This is a genomic window from Amycolatopsis sp. NPDC006125 (assembly GCF_040614195.1).
GTDB classification, from domain to species: Bacteria; Actinomycetota; Actinomycetes; order Mycobacteriales; family Pseudonocardiaceae; genus Amycolatopsis_E; species Amycolatopsis_E tucumanensis.
The window spans coordinates 13,616-29,158 of record NZ_JBEXTZ010000071.1; the positions used below are offsets into that span (position 1 = coordinate 13,616).

The 15,543-nt window shown below is 71.9% G+C and carries 19 protein-coding genes; 9 read left to right on the forward strand and 10 right to left on the reverse strand.

Translation table 11 applies throughout. The annotated features are described in order from the left end of the window. Positions 1-132 precede the first annotated feature (132 nt). Positions 133-849: a CoA transferase subunit A gene (locus ABZ193_RS29840; RefSeq protein ID WP_020421184.1), complete on the forward strand. Its 717-nt coding sequence runs from the start codon at positions 133-135 to the stop codon at positions 847-849. 2 nt (positions 850-851) lie between these two features. Next, positions 852-1,493, forward strand: a complete 642-nt coding sequence (locus ABZ193_RS29845) for a CoA transferase subunit B (RefSeq protein ID WP_037323002.1) — start codon at positions 852-854, stop codon at positions 1,491-1,493. Positions 1,494-1,770: 277 nt separating this feature from the next. Here ABZ193_RS29845 and ABZ193_RS29850 read toward each other — a convergent pair whose 3' ends face one another. From ABZ193_RS29850 to ABZ193_RS29860, 3 genes are all read right to left on the reverse strand, one after another. Further along, positions 1,771-2,358: a hypothetical protein gene (locus tag ABZ193_RS29850; protein WP_354712338.1), complete on the reverse strand. Its 588-nt coding sequence runs from the start codon at positions 2,356-2,358 to the stop codon at positions 1,771-1,773. A gap of 130 nt (positions 2,359-2,488) precedes the next feature. Beyond that, on the reverse strand, positions 2,489-2,887 hold the full coding sequence (locus ABZ193_RS29855) for a hypothetical protein (RefSeq protein ID WP_020422050.1): 399 nt from the start codon (positions 2,885-2,887) through the stop codon (positions 2,489-2,491). An 11-nt stretch (positions 2,888-2,898) separates the two neighbouring features. Next, positions 2,899-4,299 carry an APC family permease gene (locus ABZ193_RS29860; RefSeq protein WP_027936463.1) on the reverse strand — a complete coding sequence of 467 codons (1,401 nt, stop codon included), beginning with the start codon at positions 4,297-4,299 and terminating at the stop codon, positions 2,899-2,901. 215 nt (positions 4,300-4,514) lie between these two features. Here ABZ193_RS29860 and ABZ193_RS29865 point away from each other — a divergent pair, with 215 nt between their 5' ends. Genes ABZ193_RS29865 through ABZ193_RS29875 form a run of 3 tightly spaced genes read left to right on the forward strand, consistent with a single transcriptional unit; the run spans position 4,515 to position 7,146 of the window. Next, entirely contained in the window at positions 4,515-5,753 is a 1,239-nt protein-coding gene (locus ABZ193_RS29865; RefSeq protein WP_354712339.1) for an acyl-CoA dehydrogenase family protein, read from the forward strand. Further along, positions 5,750-6,682, forward strand: a complete 933-nt coding sequence (locus tag ABZ193_RS29870) for an alpha/beta hydrolase (RefSeq protein ID WP_354712340.1) — start codon at positions 5,750-5,752, stop codon at positions 6,680-6,682. Before ABZ193_RS29865 ends, ABZ193_RS29870 begins: the two co-directional genes overlap by 4 nt. Continuing rightward, a complete protein-coding gene (locus ABZ193_RS29875; protein ID WP_354712341.1) occupies positions 6,679-7,146 on the forward strand; it encodes a flavin reductase family protein in 468 nt (155 codons plus the stop codon). Before ABZ193_RS29870 ends, ABZ193_RS29875 begins: the two co-directional genes overlap by 4 nt. Before the next feature lies 1 nt (position 7,147). On the opposite strand, the gene ABZ193_RS29880 is transcribed toward ABZ193_RS29875, so the two are convergent. After that, positions 7,148-7,765, reverse strand: coding sequence for a TetR/AcrR family transcriptional regulator (locus tag ABZ193_RS29880; RefSeq protein ID WP_237339465.1), 618 nt, complete (start codon positions 7,763-7,765; stop codon positions 7,148-7,150). Positions 7,766-7,856: 91 nt separating this feature from the next. On the opposite strand from ABZ193_RS29880, the gene ABZ193_RS29885 reads away from it, so the two are divergent. Continuing rightward, a complete protein-coding gene (locus ABZ193_RS29885; protein WP_354712342.1) occupies positions 7,857-8,021 on the forward strand; it encodes a hypothetical protein in 165 nt (54 codons plus the stop codon). A gap of 227 nt (positions 8,022-8,248) precedes the next feature. Here the strand turns inward: ABZ193_RS29885 and ABZ193_RS29890 are convergent, their stop codons facing one another. Next, positions 8,249-9,220 (reverse strand): helix-turn-helix domain-containing protein, encoded by a 972-nt coding sequence (locus ABZ193_RS29890; protein ID WP_354712343.1) that lies wholly within the window; start codon positions 9,218-9,220, stop codon positions 8,249-8,251. Between the two features lie 130 nt (positions 9,221-9,350). Between ABZ193_RS29890 and ABZ193_RS29895 the strand changes: the two genes are divergently transcribed. Continuing rightward, the gene (locus ABZ193_RS29895) at positions 9,351-9,809 is read left to right on the forward strand and encodes a DUF2269 family protein (RefSeq protein ID WP_017984222.1); all 459 of its coding nucleotides are present in this window, start codon (positions 9,351-9,353) and stop codon (positions 9,807-9,809) included. Here ABZ193_RS29895 and ABZ193_RS29900 read toward each other — a convergent pair. The 3 genes from ABZ193_RS29900 to ABZ193_RS29910 all read right to left on the reverse strand — a co-directional run bounded on the left by ABZ193_RS29900 (position 9,806) and on the right by ABZ193_RS29910 (position 11,757). Beyond that, a complete protein-coding gene (locus ABZ193_RS29900) occupies positions 9,806-10,186 on the reverse strand; it encodes an STAS domain-containing protein (protein WP_354712344.1) in 381 nt (126 codons plus the stop codon). The genes ABZ193_RS29895 and ABZ193_RS29900 overlap by 4 nt on opposite strands. Positions 10,187-10,273: 87 nt before the next feature. Further along, positions 10,274-10,690, reverse strand: coding sequence for a hypothetical protein (locus tag ABZ193_RS29905; protein WP_354712358.1), 417 nt, complete (start codon positions 10,688-10,690; stop codon positions 10,274-10,276). 104 nt (positions 10,691-10,794) lie between these two features. Continuing rightward, positions 10,795-11,757, reverse strand: coding sequence for a sigma-70 family RNA polymerase sigma factor (locus ABZ193_RS29910; protein WP_354712345.1), 963 nt, complete (start codon positions 11,755-11,757; stop codon positions 10,795-10,797). Positions 11,758-11,820: 63 nt separating this feature from the next. Here ABZ193_RS29910 and ABZ193_RS29915 point away from each other — a divergent pair, with 63 nt between their 5' ends. Together ABZ193_RS29915 and ABZ193_RS29920 are read left to right on the forward strand one after the other, a co-directional pair. Continuing rightward, a complete protein-coding gene (locus ABZ193_RS29915) occupies positions 11,821-12,621 on the forward strand; it encodes an alpha/beta hydrolase (protein WP_354712346.1) in 801 nt (266 codons plus the stop codon). 131 nt (positions 12,622-12,752) lie between these two features. Continuing rightward, positions 12,753-14,087, forward strand: a complete 1,335-nt coding sequence (locus ABZ193_RS29920; RefSeq protein ID WP_020422037.1) for an MFS transporter — start codon at positions 12,753-12,755, stop codon at positions 14,085-14,087. Here ABZ193_RS29920 and ABZ193_RS29925 read toward each other — a convergent pair whose 3' ends face one another. Together ABZ193_RS29925 and ABZ193_RS29930 are read right to left on the reverse strand one after the other, a co-directional pair. Beyond that, on the reverse strand, positions 14,088-15,077 hold the full coding sequence (locus ABZ193_RS29925; RefSeq protein ID WP_354712347.1) for a YihY/virulence factor BrkB family protein: 990 nt from the start codon (positions 15,075-15,077) through the stop codon (positions 14,088-14,090). Positions 15,078-15,138: 61 nt separating this feature from the next. Continuing rightward, on the reverse strand, positions 15,139-15,537 hold the full coding sequence (locus ABZ193_RS29930) for a MarR family transcriptional regulator (RefSeq protein ID WP_020422035.1): 399 nt from the start codon (positions 15,535-15,537) through the stop codon (positions 15,139-15,141). Positions 15,538-15,543 lie beyond the last annotated feature (6 nt).

Genomic DNA, 15,543 nt, shown 5'->3' on the forward strand with positions numbered 1-15,543 from the left:
CCACTCAGTGAACGCCATGCCTCGAGTCGTTCACCTGACGAGAGATCCAGAAGGCGCGCTTGACCGGGTTTCCCCAGGTCGTCTTGACTGCGGGCAGGTGCTCATCCCACGGACGCTCGAAGGAGAGTTCACGTGTCCAAGGTGTTCGGCGCGGCCGCCGACGCGATGGCAGGCGCGCTGCGCGACGGCATGACGATCGCGGTCGGCGGCTTCGGTCTGTCCGGCATCCCCTACGACCTGATCGAGGTCGTCCGCGAAGCCGGGGTCAGCGACCTGACGATCGTGTCGAACAACATGGGTGTGGACGGCAAGGGCCTCGGGCTGCTGCTGGAGAACAAGCAGGTCCGCAAGGTGATCGCGTCCTACGTCGGGGAGAACAAGCTGTTCGCGCAGCAGTACCTGGACGGTTCGGTCGAGGTCGAGTTCGCGCCGCAGGGCACGCTGGCCGAGCGGATGCGCGCGGGCGGCGCCGGCATCCCGGCGTTCTACACGAAGACGGGCGTGGGCACGCCCGTTGCCGAGGGCAAGCCGCACGCCGAGTTCGACGGCGAGACCTACGTGCAGGAGCGCGGCATCGTCGCCGACCTGGCGCTGGTGCACGCGCACACCGCCGACCGGGAGGGCAACCTCGTGTACCGGATGGCGGCCCGCAACTTCAACCCGGTGGTCGCCACCTGCGGCCGGGTGACCGTGGTGGAGACCGAGGTCCTGCTCGACGGCTACGTCGACCCGGACCTGGTGATCACCCCCGGCGTGTTCGTGGACCGCCTGGTGGTCGCCACGCCGCGGGAGAAGGAGATCGAAAAGCGCACGGTGCGCCCGCGGGCGCTCGCCGGGACGGAGGCGTGACCATGGGCTGGAGCCGCGACGAGATGGCCGCGCTGGCGGCGGCGGAACTGCGCGACGGGGACTACGTGAACCTCGGCATCGGCATCCCCACGCTGGTGGCCAACCACATCCCGGACGGCGTCCGGGTGACCCTGCAGAGCGAGAACGGCATCCTCGGCCTCGGCCCGTTCCCGTTCGAGGGCGAGGAGGACGCCGACCTGATCAACGCCGGCAAGCAGACGGTGACCGTCCAGCCCGGCGCGAGCTTCTTCGACTCGGCGACGTCGTTCGCCATGATCCGCGGCGGGCACATCGACCTCGCGATCCTCGGCGCGCTGCAGGTGGCCGCCAACGGCGACCTGGCGAACTGGACCGTGCCCGGCGCGCTGGTGAAGGGCATGGGCGGCGCGATGGACCTGGTCGCGGGCACCAAGCGGATCATCGTGATCACCGACCACGTGGCGAAGGACGGCAGCCCGAAGATCGTCGAGACGTGCACGCTGCCCCTGACCGGCGCGGGCGTGGTGGACCGGATCATCACCGACCTCGCGGTGCTGGACGTGACACCGGAGGGCCTCCGCCTGGTGCGCCTCGCGCCGGGCGTCACGGAGGAGGAGCTGCGCGAGAAGACGGGCGCGAAGGTGCTGGAGCCGGTGGCGGGGTAGGACTCCGCACGGGTGGGACCGTTGGTTGCCGGTCCCACCCGCTCGCGGCGCGCTCTGCGGCGGCGGCGCGGAGCCATGGCGCTGCTTGCCGGGAGGGCCGCCGGGCGGCCCTCCCGGCGGCGATGCCGCCCACGAGCGGCGCGTCCGGCAGCGGCGCTCGGTCGTGGCGTGGCGCGTCGGGCAGCGGCGCTCGGCACCGTGGCCGCGGCGTCGGGGGTGGTGGTGGTACCCGGCGGCCACCGTGCACCACCACCGCGCCAACACCACACACCGGGGGTCAGGGCATGCGCCACACCAGCGGATTGCCGTCGTAGTCGTTGCCGTCGTAGCGGGCCGCCACCACCGGGGCGTCCGGGGACGTCGCGTCCAGGTCCGCGTTCTCGTACCGCGCGCCGGGGTGGTCGAAGTCGCCGGGGGACAGGCGTGGGGCGCAGCTCGGGATGTCGCCCGTGATGAACGTTCCCGTGGTCTCCCCGTCGCCGACCAGGGCCTCCAGCTTCGGGCCGACCTTGGTGCCGAAGTCGATCCCGGTCAGGTTCTCCACGGTGTAGCGGATGCAGTACGGCGTCAGCCCCTGCGCCCGGTCCCCGAACGCGGTCCGGAACTCGTTCTGGTCCGCCTGCTCGATCGCGGTGACGGTGATCGCCAGCAGACCCTCGTCGATCCCGTCGGAGTAGCTGACCACCGCGCGCTGCCCGACGGTCAGCGAAGTGGCCGGCGGCGTCGTGGGTTCCACGATGGGCGGCGGGGCGCTGCTGCTCGCCGCCGGCGGGGCCGGAGCGTCCGAAGAGGACGATCCACACGCCGAGGCGGTCAGCGCCGCCGCCACCACCGCTGCTGTCCGGAAGAAAGATCCACGCTTCACGCCGGTCATGATGCCGTAGCCGGTCAAGGCGTTCCGCAGCCGCCGGTCCGGCAGAGCTCGATCCGTCCCAGGTAGAGCGAGCCGTCGCGCTGCTCAACGCTGAGCGCAGGGCGACTCGCACGTGACCTCCCTAGAACGGCTCGCCCGTCCGGACGTCCACCGCCGAGCCGCGGTCGTTCGTCTCCGACGGCAGTTCCACGGGGCTCGGTGACGGTTCGCTGATCAGCTCCACAATGTAGTGCGTCACGGCGTGGTCCTCCAGGTTGCGGATCCGGTGCGGCGTCAGGGGTCCGCCGCTGCCGACGGTCTTGAACGCCACGTACCCGGCCTCCGCGGTCTGCCGCAGCGTCCAGTCCTCGTCGCCGAGGCGCTGCGCCTCCGCGCGGCCCGGGTCCGGCCAGATGATCAGGTGGTCGTGGTGGTGCTGGTGCCAGTCGTACATTCCGCGCGGCGGCAGCGTCATCGACCACACGCGCACGCGGTCGTTCTCGAACACCAGCGTGTCGCCGGGATTGGGGGTGTAGCTCATCGGACTTCCTTTCAGGCCAGAGCCGGTTCCTCGGTGACGGTCCGGGTCCGCGCCGCGAGCCAGCCGTAGACCGCGGCGACGACGAGGGACAGCGGCAGCGCGCTGATGACGGGCGAATCGCTGCCGGTGATTTCCGTGTAGTGCGCGACGATGACCACCCCGCAGCTCACCAGCGCCACGCACGCGATCGACGGCGCCACCCGCACCGCCCACGTGGAACCGCTGATCCGCCCGCGCGCGGCCGCGGTGACGATGCTCGCCGAGCACGCCGCCATCAGGTAGATGATCGCCAGCGCGGTGATCCCGGAGACCGCGGGGAAGAACGTCGCGATCGGGTCGGCGCCCGCCACCGCGAACGGCACCACCACCAGCACGCACACGACCAGCTGCACGGTCCCCGCGGACACCGGCGTCCGCCGCCGGTGGTGCACCCGGCTCAGCGACCGGGGCAGGAACCCGTCGCGCGCCAGGGAGAACATGTACCGCGACGCGATCGCGTGGAAGGACAGCGCCGCGGCGAAGAAGCTGAACGTGATCATCAGGCTCAGCACCGGCCCGGCCCACCCGCCGAGGTAGGCGGTGATCGCCGAGACCAGCAGCGCGCCGGGATCGGCCTGCGCCGCCGCGGCCGCGTCCGGGAACGCCGCCGCGATCGCCCACATGACGAACACGAACGTCACGGCCAGCACGATCAGCGCGGAGTACGTTGCCCGGCCGACGTTCCGCCGCGCCGACCGCGCCTCCTCGCCGTAGATGGCGGCGGCCTCGTACCCGGCGAAGGACAGGATGCAGAACACCACGGCGAGCCCGAAGTTCCCGCCGAACACGGTGCCCGGCGCGAGCACGTCGAACGAGAACCCGCCCGGCCGCCGCACCAGCACCGCGATCGCGAACGCCAGCAGCACCGCGAACTCGGTCACGGCCACGAACACGTTGACCTTGCCCGCGATCGTCACGCCGAAGTAGCCGACGACCCAGGTGGCCGCCACCGCCACCAGCGCGATCACCCACCACGGGACGTCCACCCCGAGGTAGGCGGACAGCCCGGCGTGGCCGAAGTACCCGACGGCCACGGACATCCCGGCCGCCGCGACGTTGTAGGCCAGCGTCGCCACGAGCGCCGACGCGCCGCCCATGCGACGGCCGAGGCCGAACCCGATGTAGGCGAAGTAGGCGCCCGCGTTGACCACCTGGCGGCTCAGCGCCACGTAGCCCGCCGAGAACACCAGCAGGATCGCCAGCACCAGGACGAGCACGCCGACCGTGCCGGTGCCGGCGCCGAACGCGAGGCTCAGCGAGAGGTTCGAGGCGACCGCGGTCAGCGGTGCGGTCACCGCGATCACCATGAGGATCATGTCGAAGATGCCCACCGCGTTGGGTCGCAACCGGTGGTGGTTTCCGTCTGGGTTCATGAGCACTCCTGGACATCCGGGGTGAATGGCGGTCCCCCCACCACGCCACGGAACAGCGCTCGCGAATGGTCGATACGGTATCGTCGCGTCCGAGCAGCGTACGCCGGGCGCTCCCGGCGTGTCCAGACTCTTGTTGGTCCGCTCCGGACGAGTTACCGTGGTCGAGACGATACCGTCTCGTCCATTTCTCGATTCCTCCCGGAAGGACGGCGTTCATGTCCGTTTCCACGCAATTCCGCGAAATCCCCGCCTGGCCCTCGGCGCCCGCGAGCTACGACGAGGTCGTCGAGCGCGCCAGGGCGCTCCGGCCGCGCATCGCCGAGCTGGGCGTCGAGGTGGACGCACTCGGCGTCGATCCCACCGAGGCGATGCGCCTGCTCGGCGAGGCCGGTCTGCAGCGCGCGAACGTCCCCGTCGAGTTCGGCGGTCTGTGGACGGGCGGCACCTTCGCCGGCTGGGACCGGGTGGTCGAGGCGGCGCTGGAGGTGACCGCGGGCGACGGGTCGACCGGCCAGTGCTGGTCGACCACCGCGCTGCAGGCCCGCGAGGTGATGTCCGCGCCGCTGCCCGCGTCGACCAAGCAGGCGCTCGCCGACGAGCTGATCTCCGAGGGGCGCCGGATCGTCGCCTCCAACGCCGAAACCGGCGGCACCGGACCGGTCACCGGCCGCCGGGCGGACGGCGGGGTGGTCGTCAACGGCGTGAAGACCTTCAACACCAACAGCGGCGGCGGTGGCCGCGACCTGGCGAACGTCAGCTTCCGCCTCACCGGGCCGGACGGTGCGACAACCCGGCACCACGCGCTGATCCGGCTCGACGCGCCCGGCGTCGAGGTGCACGGCGACTGGGACAACATGGGCCAGCGCGGCACGATCAGCCAGACCATCACCTACGCAGAGGTGTTCGTGCCCGACGGCTGGCACTACGCGGCGCCCGAGTCGGAGGTCGTGTTCGTCGACCTCGTCCTGCCCGGCCACGCGCTGCTGCTGCAGGGGATCGGCGAAGGCGCGTACGCGGCGATGCTGGAGTACCTGCGGGGGCTGAACCGCGCGAGCATGCCGATGTTCGCCTCCGCGATGGAGGACCCGCTGATGCACCGGCAGATCGGCGAGATGGCCGCGGAACTCGCCGCCGGCCGCGCCTACCTGCTGGACACCTGCCGGAAGCTGGCGAACTCCGACGACACCACCGACCTGCGCGCCCTGATGACCGAGTTCTTCAAGGTCAAGGTCGTGTGCACCACGGCGGCGCTCGACGTCACGGCACGCCTGCACGACCTCACCGGCGCGCGCAGCACCGCCAACAAGTACCGGCTGGACCGGTTCTGGCGCAACGCGCGCACGTTCGCCAGCCACGACAGCATCGACGCCAAGAACGCGTTCGTCGGCGCCGCCGAGCTGAGCGGCGAGATCCCCGACGCCGGCCGCTACCTGCCGGGGGTGCGCAAGGCATGACGCTGCCGCACCCGTCCGACGTCGCCTTCGCGCGGCCCGCCTCGCACCACATGGCCGACCCTCGCTTGTGGACGGTCCGGCCGGTGCGGGTCCTCGACGACGCCGAGTCGTACCTGAACGTCAAGTACGCGATCCCGGTCGGCTGGCGGCCGCTGACGCTGGACCTGCACGTCCCGCTCGGCGCGACCGGCCCGGTGCCGGTGGTGGTCTACGCGCACGGCGGCAGTTTCCTCGGCGGCGTCAAGGAAATGGGGCCGTGGGCGAGCCTGCCGCGGCACGGGATCGCGGTGGCGTCGGTGGACTACCGGCTCGCCGGCGAGGCGCGGTACCCGGAGCCGGTCGAGGACGTGCTCGCCGCGATCCGGTGGGTCCGCGTCCACGCCCACCGGTACGGGCTGGACCCGGCGCGCGTCGCCGGGTGGGGCAGTTCCGCCGGCGGGTACCTGATGGGGCTGGCCGCGCTCACCGACCGGATCGGACGGCCGGTCGGCGACCACCCGGCGGTGTCCGCGCGGCTGTCCGCGGTGGTGCTGCACTACCCGGTCACCGATTTTTCGACGATCACCGAGGACGCCTTCGAGCCGACGGAGGCCGGTCTGCGGAACATGGTCGACGTCGGGTCGCAGTTCTTCGGGTTCCCGCTGGCTTCGCGGCCCGGCGTGGTGGCCGGGGCGGCGGTGTCCCGCGCGGTGGCGGCGGCGTCGCGGGTGCCGCCGTTCCGGATCAGCCACGGCGACGCCGACCGCCGGTGCGGGCTGGGGCAGAGCAGGCGGCTGCACGAGGCGGTGCTCGCCGCGGGTGGAAAGTCCACTTTGGAGGTCGTGCCGGGCGCGGACCACGCGATGGCGGTGTTCAGCAGCCCGGAGGTGGTTGGCCCGGCGGTCGAGTTCCTCCGCGGCGCGTTCGAGCTGGAAGGAGTGGCGACATGATCGACGGGAGCACGTTGCGGGCGGCGTTCGGCCAGTTCCCGAGCGGGGTGGGGGCGGTGTGCGCGCTGGTCGGCGGTGAACCGGTGGGCATGGCCGCGAGCACGTTCACCGCCGTTTCCCTGGACCCGCCGCTGGTTTCGGTGTGCGTGCGGAAGGAGTCGCGGACCTGGCGGACGTTGCGGGCGGCGCCGGAGCTCGGGGTCAGCGTGCTGTCGGCCGGGCAGGGCGGGATCTGCCGCAGCCTGGCGATGCCGGAGGGGGACCGGTTCGCCGGGGTGCCGTGGGTGGCGCGGGGCAGCGCCGTGCTGGTCGAGGACAGCGCCTTGCAGCTCGAATGCCGGCTGACCGGCGAGGTCGACGCCGGGGACCACGTCATCGCCCTCCTCGGAATCACGGCGCTGACGGACTTCCCCGGCGCGGAGCCGGTGGTGTTCCACCGCAGCACGTTCCGGGTGCTGCGGTGAACTACCTGCGGCGCTTCTTCGCCGGCCGCGCGCCGAGGAACGCCAGCGTCGAATCGGTCAGCGTCGCCAGGAACTCGGGCGTGATCTCGGTGCGGCGGACGGTGTAGCGCCAGTAGATCGGGGCGGCGAAGATGTCGAGCGCCAGTTCCCGGTCGACGTCCGGCGGCAGCTCGCCCCGGGCGATCGCGCGGTCCAGCACCGGTTCCGCCTTGGCGCGGCGCGGCTCCTCCAGGTGCTCGGTCATGGCCTTGGCCAGTGCCGGGTTGCGCTTCGCCTCGGCCGTCAGGTCGGGCAGGATCCGGCCGAGGCGCTCGTCGCTGAGCCACTGCACGACCATCTCGAAGGCGCGCTCGATGTCGCCGCGCAGGGAGCCGCTGTCGGGGATGTCGACCAGCGGGACGCTCAGCTGGGAGACCGCGTCGGCCACCATGTCCTGCTTCGACGGCCACCGGCGGTACAGGGAGCTCTTCCCGACCTCCGCCCGCCTGGCCACGCCGTCCATCGAGGTGCGGGCGTAGCCCTTCTCGGCGAGTTCGTCGATCACGACCTCGACGATGGCGTCCGTGAGCTCGACACGCAGCACGGCGGCGCCACTGGGCGCGCGACGGGTCCGGGTCATGTCCCGGACAGTACCAGGAGTGGACGGGACGGCCCCGTCTCGATCGTTGGCGTGGTCAGGATCGCCCTTTTCCACTGGGAGGAGCGGTCGGATGGGTGGACGGCTGGACGGGAGCGACCTGGTGCTGAGCGGGGAGATCGGTGCGCCGGTCGAGGAGGTGCGGGCCGACGTCACCGATCCGGAGCGGACGGCTGGTTCGGCCCGTGGGAGGGCGACGGCGCGCCGGGGCCGGAAGGTTTGGTGCTTCGCTGGGTAGGTTCCCTTTGCTGACCGCAGCGCGGTCGGTGTCAGCTGGAGTCGACGCACCGGAATCGGCCGTGGAGCCGCTGCTGCGAGGGTTCGCCGGGCCTGAGCCGGTTCGCCGCGGGAATCGAAACCCGGCCCGAGCGGCTGTCGCGGAGACGACCCCGGCTGGGCCCGTTCCCGCCGCTGGAGCGCGGCGGGGTGGCGCTTGTGCTGACGTGCGCCAAAGCCCCGGCGCCGCTACGAAGGCACGCCCGGCTGCGCCGGCTCCCGCCGCTGGAACGCCGCCCGGTAGGCGTTCGGGCTCGTGCCGACCACCCGCCGGAACCGCTCGCGGAACGCGGTCGGCGAACCGAAACCCACCTGCCCCGCGATGCGGTCCACCGGGTGCCGCGTCGTTTCCAGCAGGTACTGCGCCTGCCGGATGCGCTCGCGGTGCAGCCACTGCAGCGGCGTCGTCCCGGTCTGCTCGCGGAAGCGCCGGTTCAGCGACCGCGTGCTCATGCCCGCCCGCGCCGCGATGTCGTTCAGCGTCAGGTCCCGGTCGAGGTGATCGGTCATCCACCGCAGCACCGGCTCCAGCACCGAACCCCGCGGCGCCGGAGGCTGGTCGTGCACGATGAACTGCGCCTGACCGCCCTCCCGCTCCAGCGGCATCACCGACAGGCGCGCCGCGTCGGCTGCCACGGCCGAGCCGTGGTCGCGCCGGATGAGGTGCAGGCACAGGTCCATCCCGGCCGCGGCGCCCGCCGAGGTGAGGAACTGGCCGTTGTCCACGTACAGCACGTCCGGGTCGACCTCGACCTCCGGGTGCCGACGGGCGAGCAGGTCCGCGGCCACCCAGTGCGTCGTCGCGCGCAGGCCGTCGAGCAGGCCGGTCGCGGCGAGGACGAACGCGCCGGCGCAGACCGACGCGATCCGGGTGCCGTCGGCGGCTGCCTTGCGTAGGGCGTCGAGCACGTCCTCCGGCACCGGCACCGTCGGATCGGCGCAGCCGGGCAGGATGATCGTGTCGGCGTCGGCGAGCGCCTCCAGGCCCCACTCGGCCCGGACCGTGAACGTGCCCGCGCTGACCTCCGGGGTCGGGGCGCAGACGCGCACCCGGTAGGCCGGGCGCCCGCCGGGCAGGCGGGTCCTGGTGAAGATCTCGATCGGGGTGGCCAGGTCGAACGGGACCACCTGGTCCAGCGCCAGCACGGCGACCGTGTGCATGGCGACACCGTAGGTCCTCGCCACGTCGCCGCGCCAGGACCGCCCTGGTCAGTGGGTTGGCGAGAATCTTGTGGAAGTTGGCCATCGAGCCAGTTCCGGTGATCACCGGCGGCCGTTACCGTCCCGGGGCGTGACGAAGGTACTGCTCTCCCTCCACGTGCTCGCGGCGCTGGTCGCGATCGGCCCGGTCACCGTCGCGGCCAGCATGTTCCCCGCCGCGACCCGCCGCGCGACCGGCGGCACCGACCACGACCTCGCGGTGCTGCGCACGCTGCACCGCATCTGCCGGGTCTACGCCGCGGTCGGCATCGCGATCCCGGTGTTCGGGTTCGCGACCGCGGGCAGCCTCGGCGTGACGGGCGACGCGTGGGTGATCGTGTCCATCGTCTTGACCGCGATCGCGGCGGCCGTGCTCGTGCTGGTGGTGCTGCCGCGCCAGCAGGGCATCCTGGACGGGATCGCGGAGCAGGCGGAACCGGAGCCACGCGCCCCGGCGCGGCTGGCGATGTACACCGGGATCTTCAACGTCCTGTGGGCCGTAGTCACGGTCCTGATGATCGTCCGCCCCGGCTCGACGACCAGCGCCTAGGACTTGCCGGAGAGGTACTCCCGCGCCGCCTCGCGGGCCTCGTCCAGTGACGCGGTGATCGTAAGGATCCCGTCGAGGCCGGTCATCTCCAGCGGCCGCGTCACGACCGGCGTCGGGCAGACCAGCGCGAGCGCCTGCTCCGCGGAGTGGCACTCGGCGGCGGTCTCGACCAGCACCGCGAGGCCGAGGGAGTCCAGGTGCTCGACCTCGGACAGGTCCAGGATCACGGTGGTGAGCGCGACCGGGCCGGCGCTGTCGCGGGCGTCCTTCACGGCTTCGCGCACGCGGGGCGCCGTGGTGAGGTCGACCTCGCCGACGATGGTGACGATGACTTCGCTGCCCTCGCGCGTCCAGCGGGTGGCGAAGGCCTGCGGCACGGATCTCCTCCATCGTCGGTCAGTTCAGCCCGGACACTCTAACCGCCGTCGCCGGTGGCCCGGTTCCCGGACCACCGGCGACCACCGTCACGCCGGTTCCGTGACGTGCACCGCGTCCAGCGCCGGACCGTCCGGCGTGACCGGGGCGGCGGCCGGGACATCCGCCCACAGCACCGTTTCGCCGCGGCGTGGCGTCATGCCCCACCTGGCGGCGATCCCGTCGAGGACCCGCGCCGACGTGCCGAGTTCCCCGCGGGCGGGTGGCTCGGCGGCGATCGTGACGTCGACACGGATGGTGTCCGCGCCCGCCCAGCCCAGCCGCAACGTGAACGGCTGGCGCGTGGACAGCCAGGCGATGCCGGCGATTTCATCGGTCACCAGCAGCGCGTCGACGACGTGTTCTTCGCCGACGCCCGCGAGCATGACCCGCACCCGCCGCCGGAGGGCCGCCAGTTCGGACGGCCCGTCCACGACGCTGGTGAACCGATCCGGCCGATGCACCATGTCATCCACGATGCATCACCTCCTCCGCTGACTCGTCAACCGGAGGATCATCGGTTTACCCATGGTCACCGACGGTAAACCGGTCCACAGAGGACCGTGCCCGTTCAGTCCAGCGCGTCCGGCAGCCCGAACACCGCGAAGTGCTCCCGCGCCACGAACGACGTGATCTCCGCGATCCGCCCGTCCCGCGGCCGGAGCACGTTGATCGACCAGCTCTCGAACGCCCCGCCCGGCGACGAGCGCAGGTACGACGCCACCGCGGGCAACCCGTTCGCGGAGACGATCCGGTGCCGCCACGAGCCGCAGGACGCCAGCGGGTACCGGCGCGCGAAGGACATCGCCGCGTCGATTCCGCGGTACCAGTGCGGCATCGGCGGCATCGACCACGTCACGTCCTCGGTCAGCAGCGCCACCAGCGCGTCCGCGTCGCCCCGCTCCAGGGCACTGGCGTAGTCCGACGCCAGCGTCCGCACCCGCGCGTCCGACGGCGCCGGCTCCCGCGCCGGCACCACGCGCCGCGCCCGTTGCAGCGCCGAGTTCACCGACGCCGCCGAGGTGCCCATCATCGACGCGATCTCGGCCGCCGAGAACCCCAGCACCTCGAACAACACCAGCGCCGCCCGCTGGTTCCCCGGCAGGTGCTGCAACGCGGCCACGAACGCCAGCTCGACCGCCTCCCGCTGCTCGGCCCGCGCGTCCGGCCCCGTCGGGTACGGCCCGAGCCACTCGACGTCCGTCCGCGGCGAGTCACCGGCGACCACGTGCTCGCTGGACGGTCCGAGGTCCATCGGCAACGCCCGCCTGCCACGCCGCTCCACCGCGTCCAGGCAGGTCCGCGTCGCCACCGTGTACAGCCACGACCGCAGCGACGCGCGCCCCTCGAAGCGCGCCAGCCCCCGCCACGCCCGGAGCAGCGCCTCCTGCAACGCGTCGTCGGCGTCATGCGCCGACCCCAGCATCCGGTAGCAGTGCGCGTGCAGCTCCCGCCGCAGCGGCTCGACCAGCCGCGTGAACGCCGAGTCGTCCCCGGCGCGCGCCCGCTCCAGGTCAACGGCCAGTTCCGTCACGAGCGATGATTCTGCCCCACGCCGGCGGTCACACCTGTGAACCCACTTCCCGAGGAGGATCCGATGTCCCAGACCGCCGGCACACTCCGCGTCCCCGGCGCCGAGCTCTACCACGAGATCCGCGGCCACGGCCCGCTCGTCGTGCTCGTCGGCGCACCCATGGACGCGCGGTCGTTCACCCCGCTCGCCGAGCTGCTCGCCACCGACCACACCGTCCTCACCACCGACCCGCGCGGCATCAACCGCAGCCCGGTCGACGACCCGGACCAGGACTCCACGCCGGAGATGCGCGCCGACGACCTCGCCCGGCTCATCGAGCACGCCGACGCCGGCCCGGCCGTGGTGCTGGGTTCCAGCGGCGGCGCGGTCAGCGTCCTCGCTCTCGCCCAGGCGCGCCCGGACCTGGTCACCACCGTCATCGCGCACGAACCGCCGCTGAGCGACCTGCTCCCGGACGCCGAGCGGATCCGCGCGCAGGGCGAGGAGGTCATCGCGACCCACTTCGGCGGCGACCCGGTCGGCGCCATGCGGAAGTTCCTGGTGATGGCCGGCATCGACCTCCCGGAGCCGGTCTTCCAGCAGTTCTTCGCCCAGGAGCCGAACCCGCGGGACCGGGCCGACGCGGACTTCCAGTACGCGCACATGTACCGCCCGACCACCCGCTGGATCCCGGACTTCGACGTCCTGCGCACCCGTCCCGTGGTGGTCGGCATCGGCACCGAGTCCGCCGGGCAGCTGTGTGAACGCACGTCGGAGGCGCTGGCGAAGGAGCTGGGCGTCGAACCGGTCCGGTTCCCCGGCGACCACACCGGCTTCGCCGGCGACCCGGCCGCTTTCGCCGCGCGGCTGGGTGACTTCCTGTGACCGGGCGGTCGAAGGTCTCAGGACGGTAAAGGTCTGCACCCGCCACTGGTCTTCCGGCACTGTGGGATCTAGGTTGCCAGGGAACTAATCAAACCTTTGATCTTCTTTCCAATGGCGGGAAGGGATGGCCCATGACGCACACGCCCGAGGCCTCGGCCCGGACGAGCTCGGCGCACGACGGCCGGCAGCTGCGCCGCGTCGTCGGCGCGAGCCTCGTCGGCACGACCATCGAGTGGTACGACTTCTTCATCTACGCCTCGGCCGCGAGCCTGGTGTTCGGCAAGCAGTTCTTCCCCTCGCTGGACGGGACCGCGGCGCTGCTGGCCTCGTTCGCGACGCTCGGGGTGAGCTTCGTGGCGCGGCCGATCGGCGGGATCGTCGCCGGGCACCTCGGTGACCGGGTCGGCCGCAAGGCGGTTCTTGTCGCGACCCTGCTGCTGATGGGGATTTCCACGATCGGTGTCGGGCTGCTGCCCGGCTACGACTCGATCGGTGTCGCGGCGCCGGTCCTGCTCGTCGTGCTGCGGCTGCTGCAGGGCCTGTCCGCGGGCGGTGAGTGGGGCGGCGCGGCCCTGATGTCGGTGGAGCACGCGCCGTCCGGCCGCCGCGGCTACTTCGGCTCGTTCCCGCAGATCGGCGTGCCGATCGGGTTGCTGCTGGCGAACCTGGTGTTCTTCAGCGTGTCCGCCGCGACCACGGACGACCAGTTCGCGCGCTGGGGCTGGCGGATCCCGTTCCTGCTCAGCGTGGTGCTGATCGCGGTCGGCTTCTTCGTGCGGGCCAGGGTGTCGGAGAGCCCGGTGTTCAGCGAGCTGCGCGCCCGCCGCGCCCGCCGGTCGGCGCCGCTGGCCGAGCTGCTGCGCACCAACCGGCGTGAGCTCGTCGTCGCGATCGGGCTGTTCATCGCCAACAACATGGTCGGCTACATCCTGATCGCGTTCATCAACTCCTACGGCACCCGCACGCTCAAGCTGTCCAGCACGACGATGTTGTTCGTCGGCATGGTCGGCGCGGTGTCGTGGGGTGTGTTCACGCTGCTGGCCGGGCACTGGTCGGACGGCTGGGGCAGGCGGAAGACCTACCTCGTCGGCACGCTGGCGATGGGCGCCTGGACGTTCCCGTTCTTCCTGCTGTTCGACACCCGCTCGGTGCCGCTCATGCTGGCCGCGGTGATCGTGCTGGGCTTCGGGCTCGGCCTGACCTACGGCCCGCAGGCGGCGGCGTACAGCGAGCTGTTCCCGGCCGGCATCCGGTACAGCGGGGTGTCCTTCGCCTACGCCTTCGGCGCCATCCTCGGCGGCGGGTTCGCGCCGCTGGTGTCGACCTGGCTCGTCGGGGAGACCGGCACGTCGCTGTCGGTGTCGGGCTACATGCTGGTGGCCTGCCTGGTGACGCTGGCCGCGGTCCTCGCCCTGCGCGAACGTCCCGCCGCGGAGCGGGAGGCGTTCGTCACCGGCGCCGAGTAGTCAGCGGCGCTGCTCGGGCGGGAACTCGGTGTCCACCCGTTCCTGCTCGTGGTAGGAGCGTTCCTCCGCGTAGGACTCGTATGCGCGGTGGTCGGCGTCCGTCTCCGGGGCGCCGACCAGCGCGCGCGGGTGCAGCCGGTCCTTGAGCACGACGTTGAGCTGCGCGCCGAGCAACGTGATGATGCTCTGCAGGTAGAACCACCAGAGCAGCGTGATGACCGTGGCGAACGTGCCGTAGGTGCTCTGCGCGTTCTGCAGGTAGCGGCTGATGATCAGCGACGAAAGCGTTTGCAGGACCCAGAACAGCACGCCGGAGAGCACCGCGCCGGGCAGCACGTCCCGGGTGGAGATGTCGCGGTCGGTGAGGATCCGGAACGCGGCGACGAACAACGCGATGTCCAGGACGATCGCGACGGCGTAGCCCAGGATCCGGCCCAGCCACCCCAGGTTCAGCAGGTCCGTGCCGCTGGAGACGAACCCGCTGATGAGCGTGCTCACCACCAGGCCGAGCCCGATCGTCACCAGCACGAGCACGCTGCGGCCGATCTGCTCGGGCAGGCTAGGGCGCGCGTGGAACGGCAGCTCCCACACCGAGTTGAACGCGGTCTGGGTGGCGCGCACGACCGCGATCCCGCTCCACAGCGCGGTCACCAGCCCGAGGACCAGCGCCCACACCGAGCCGCCGAAGCCCTGCATGGTGGCGGGGTCCAGCAGCGGGAACATCGACCCGACGTGCCCGAGGACGTCGCCCTTCAGGTCGTCCGGCACGAAGAACCCGAGCAGGGTGATCAGGACGAGGAACAGCGGGAAGATCGAGAAGAACGCCCAGAACGCGATCATGCTCGCCAGGTTCGTGGACTGGTCCTCGAGGAACTTCTTCACCACGGCGACCGGCACGGAGAGCGCGGTGTGCTGCTGCTGCACCGCGTCCGCGCGGTCGAGGCCGGCCTTCGCCTTGCTGACAACGCTTTCCCTGTTGTGCTCGCTCACGGTTGCACTCCCACCGTCGGCGTCTGCGCGATGGCGGTGAGCTACCCCGTGGAGCGGCGCGTCAACCGGCCTTCGTCAGATGCGCCTCGCCGAGCGTGGCCCGCAGCACCGCGCGGTGGGTCGGCTTCGCCTCCTCGTAGCGGCGCCGCCCGGCGTCGGTGAGCGAGACGAAGATGCCGCGCCGGTCCTGCTCGCACATCGCGCGCTCGACCAGGCCCTCCTTCTCCAGGCGGGCGACCAGGCGCGAGGTGGCGCTCTGGCTCAGGTGCACCGCCTCCAGGAGGTCGGCGGAGCGGCACTTGAAGTCGCAGGTCGCGAGCCGTTCGAGGGCCTCGAACTCGCTGACCCCGATGCCGTGCGCGTCCTGCAGGCGGCATTCCAGCTCGCCGAAGACGGTCGCGTGCAGGGCCAGCAGCTCGTGCCACTGCTGCACCAGCCGGCCTTCGGCGACGTCACCCATGGCGAC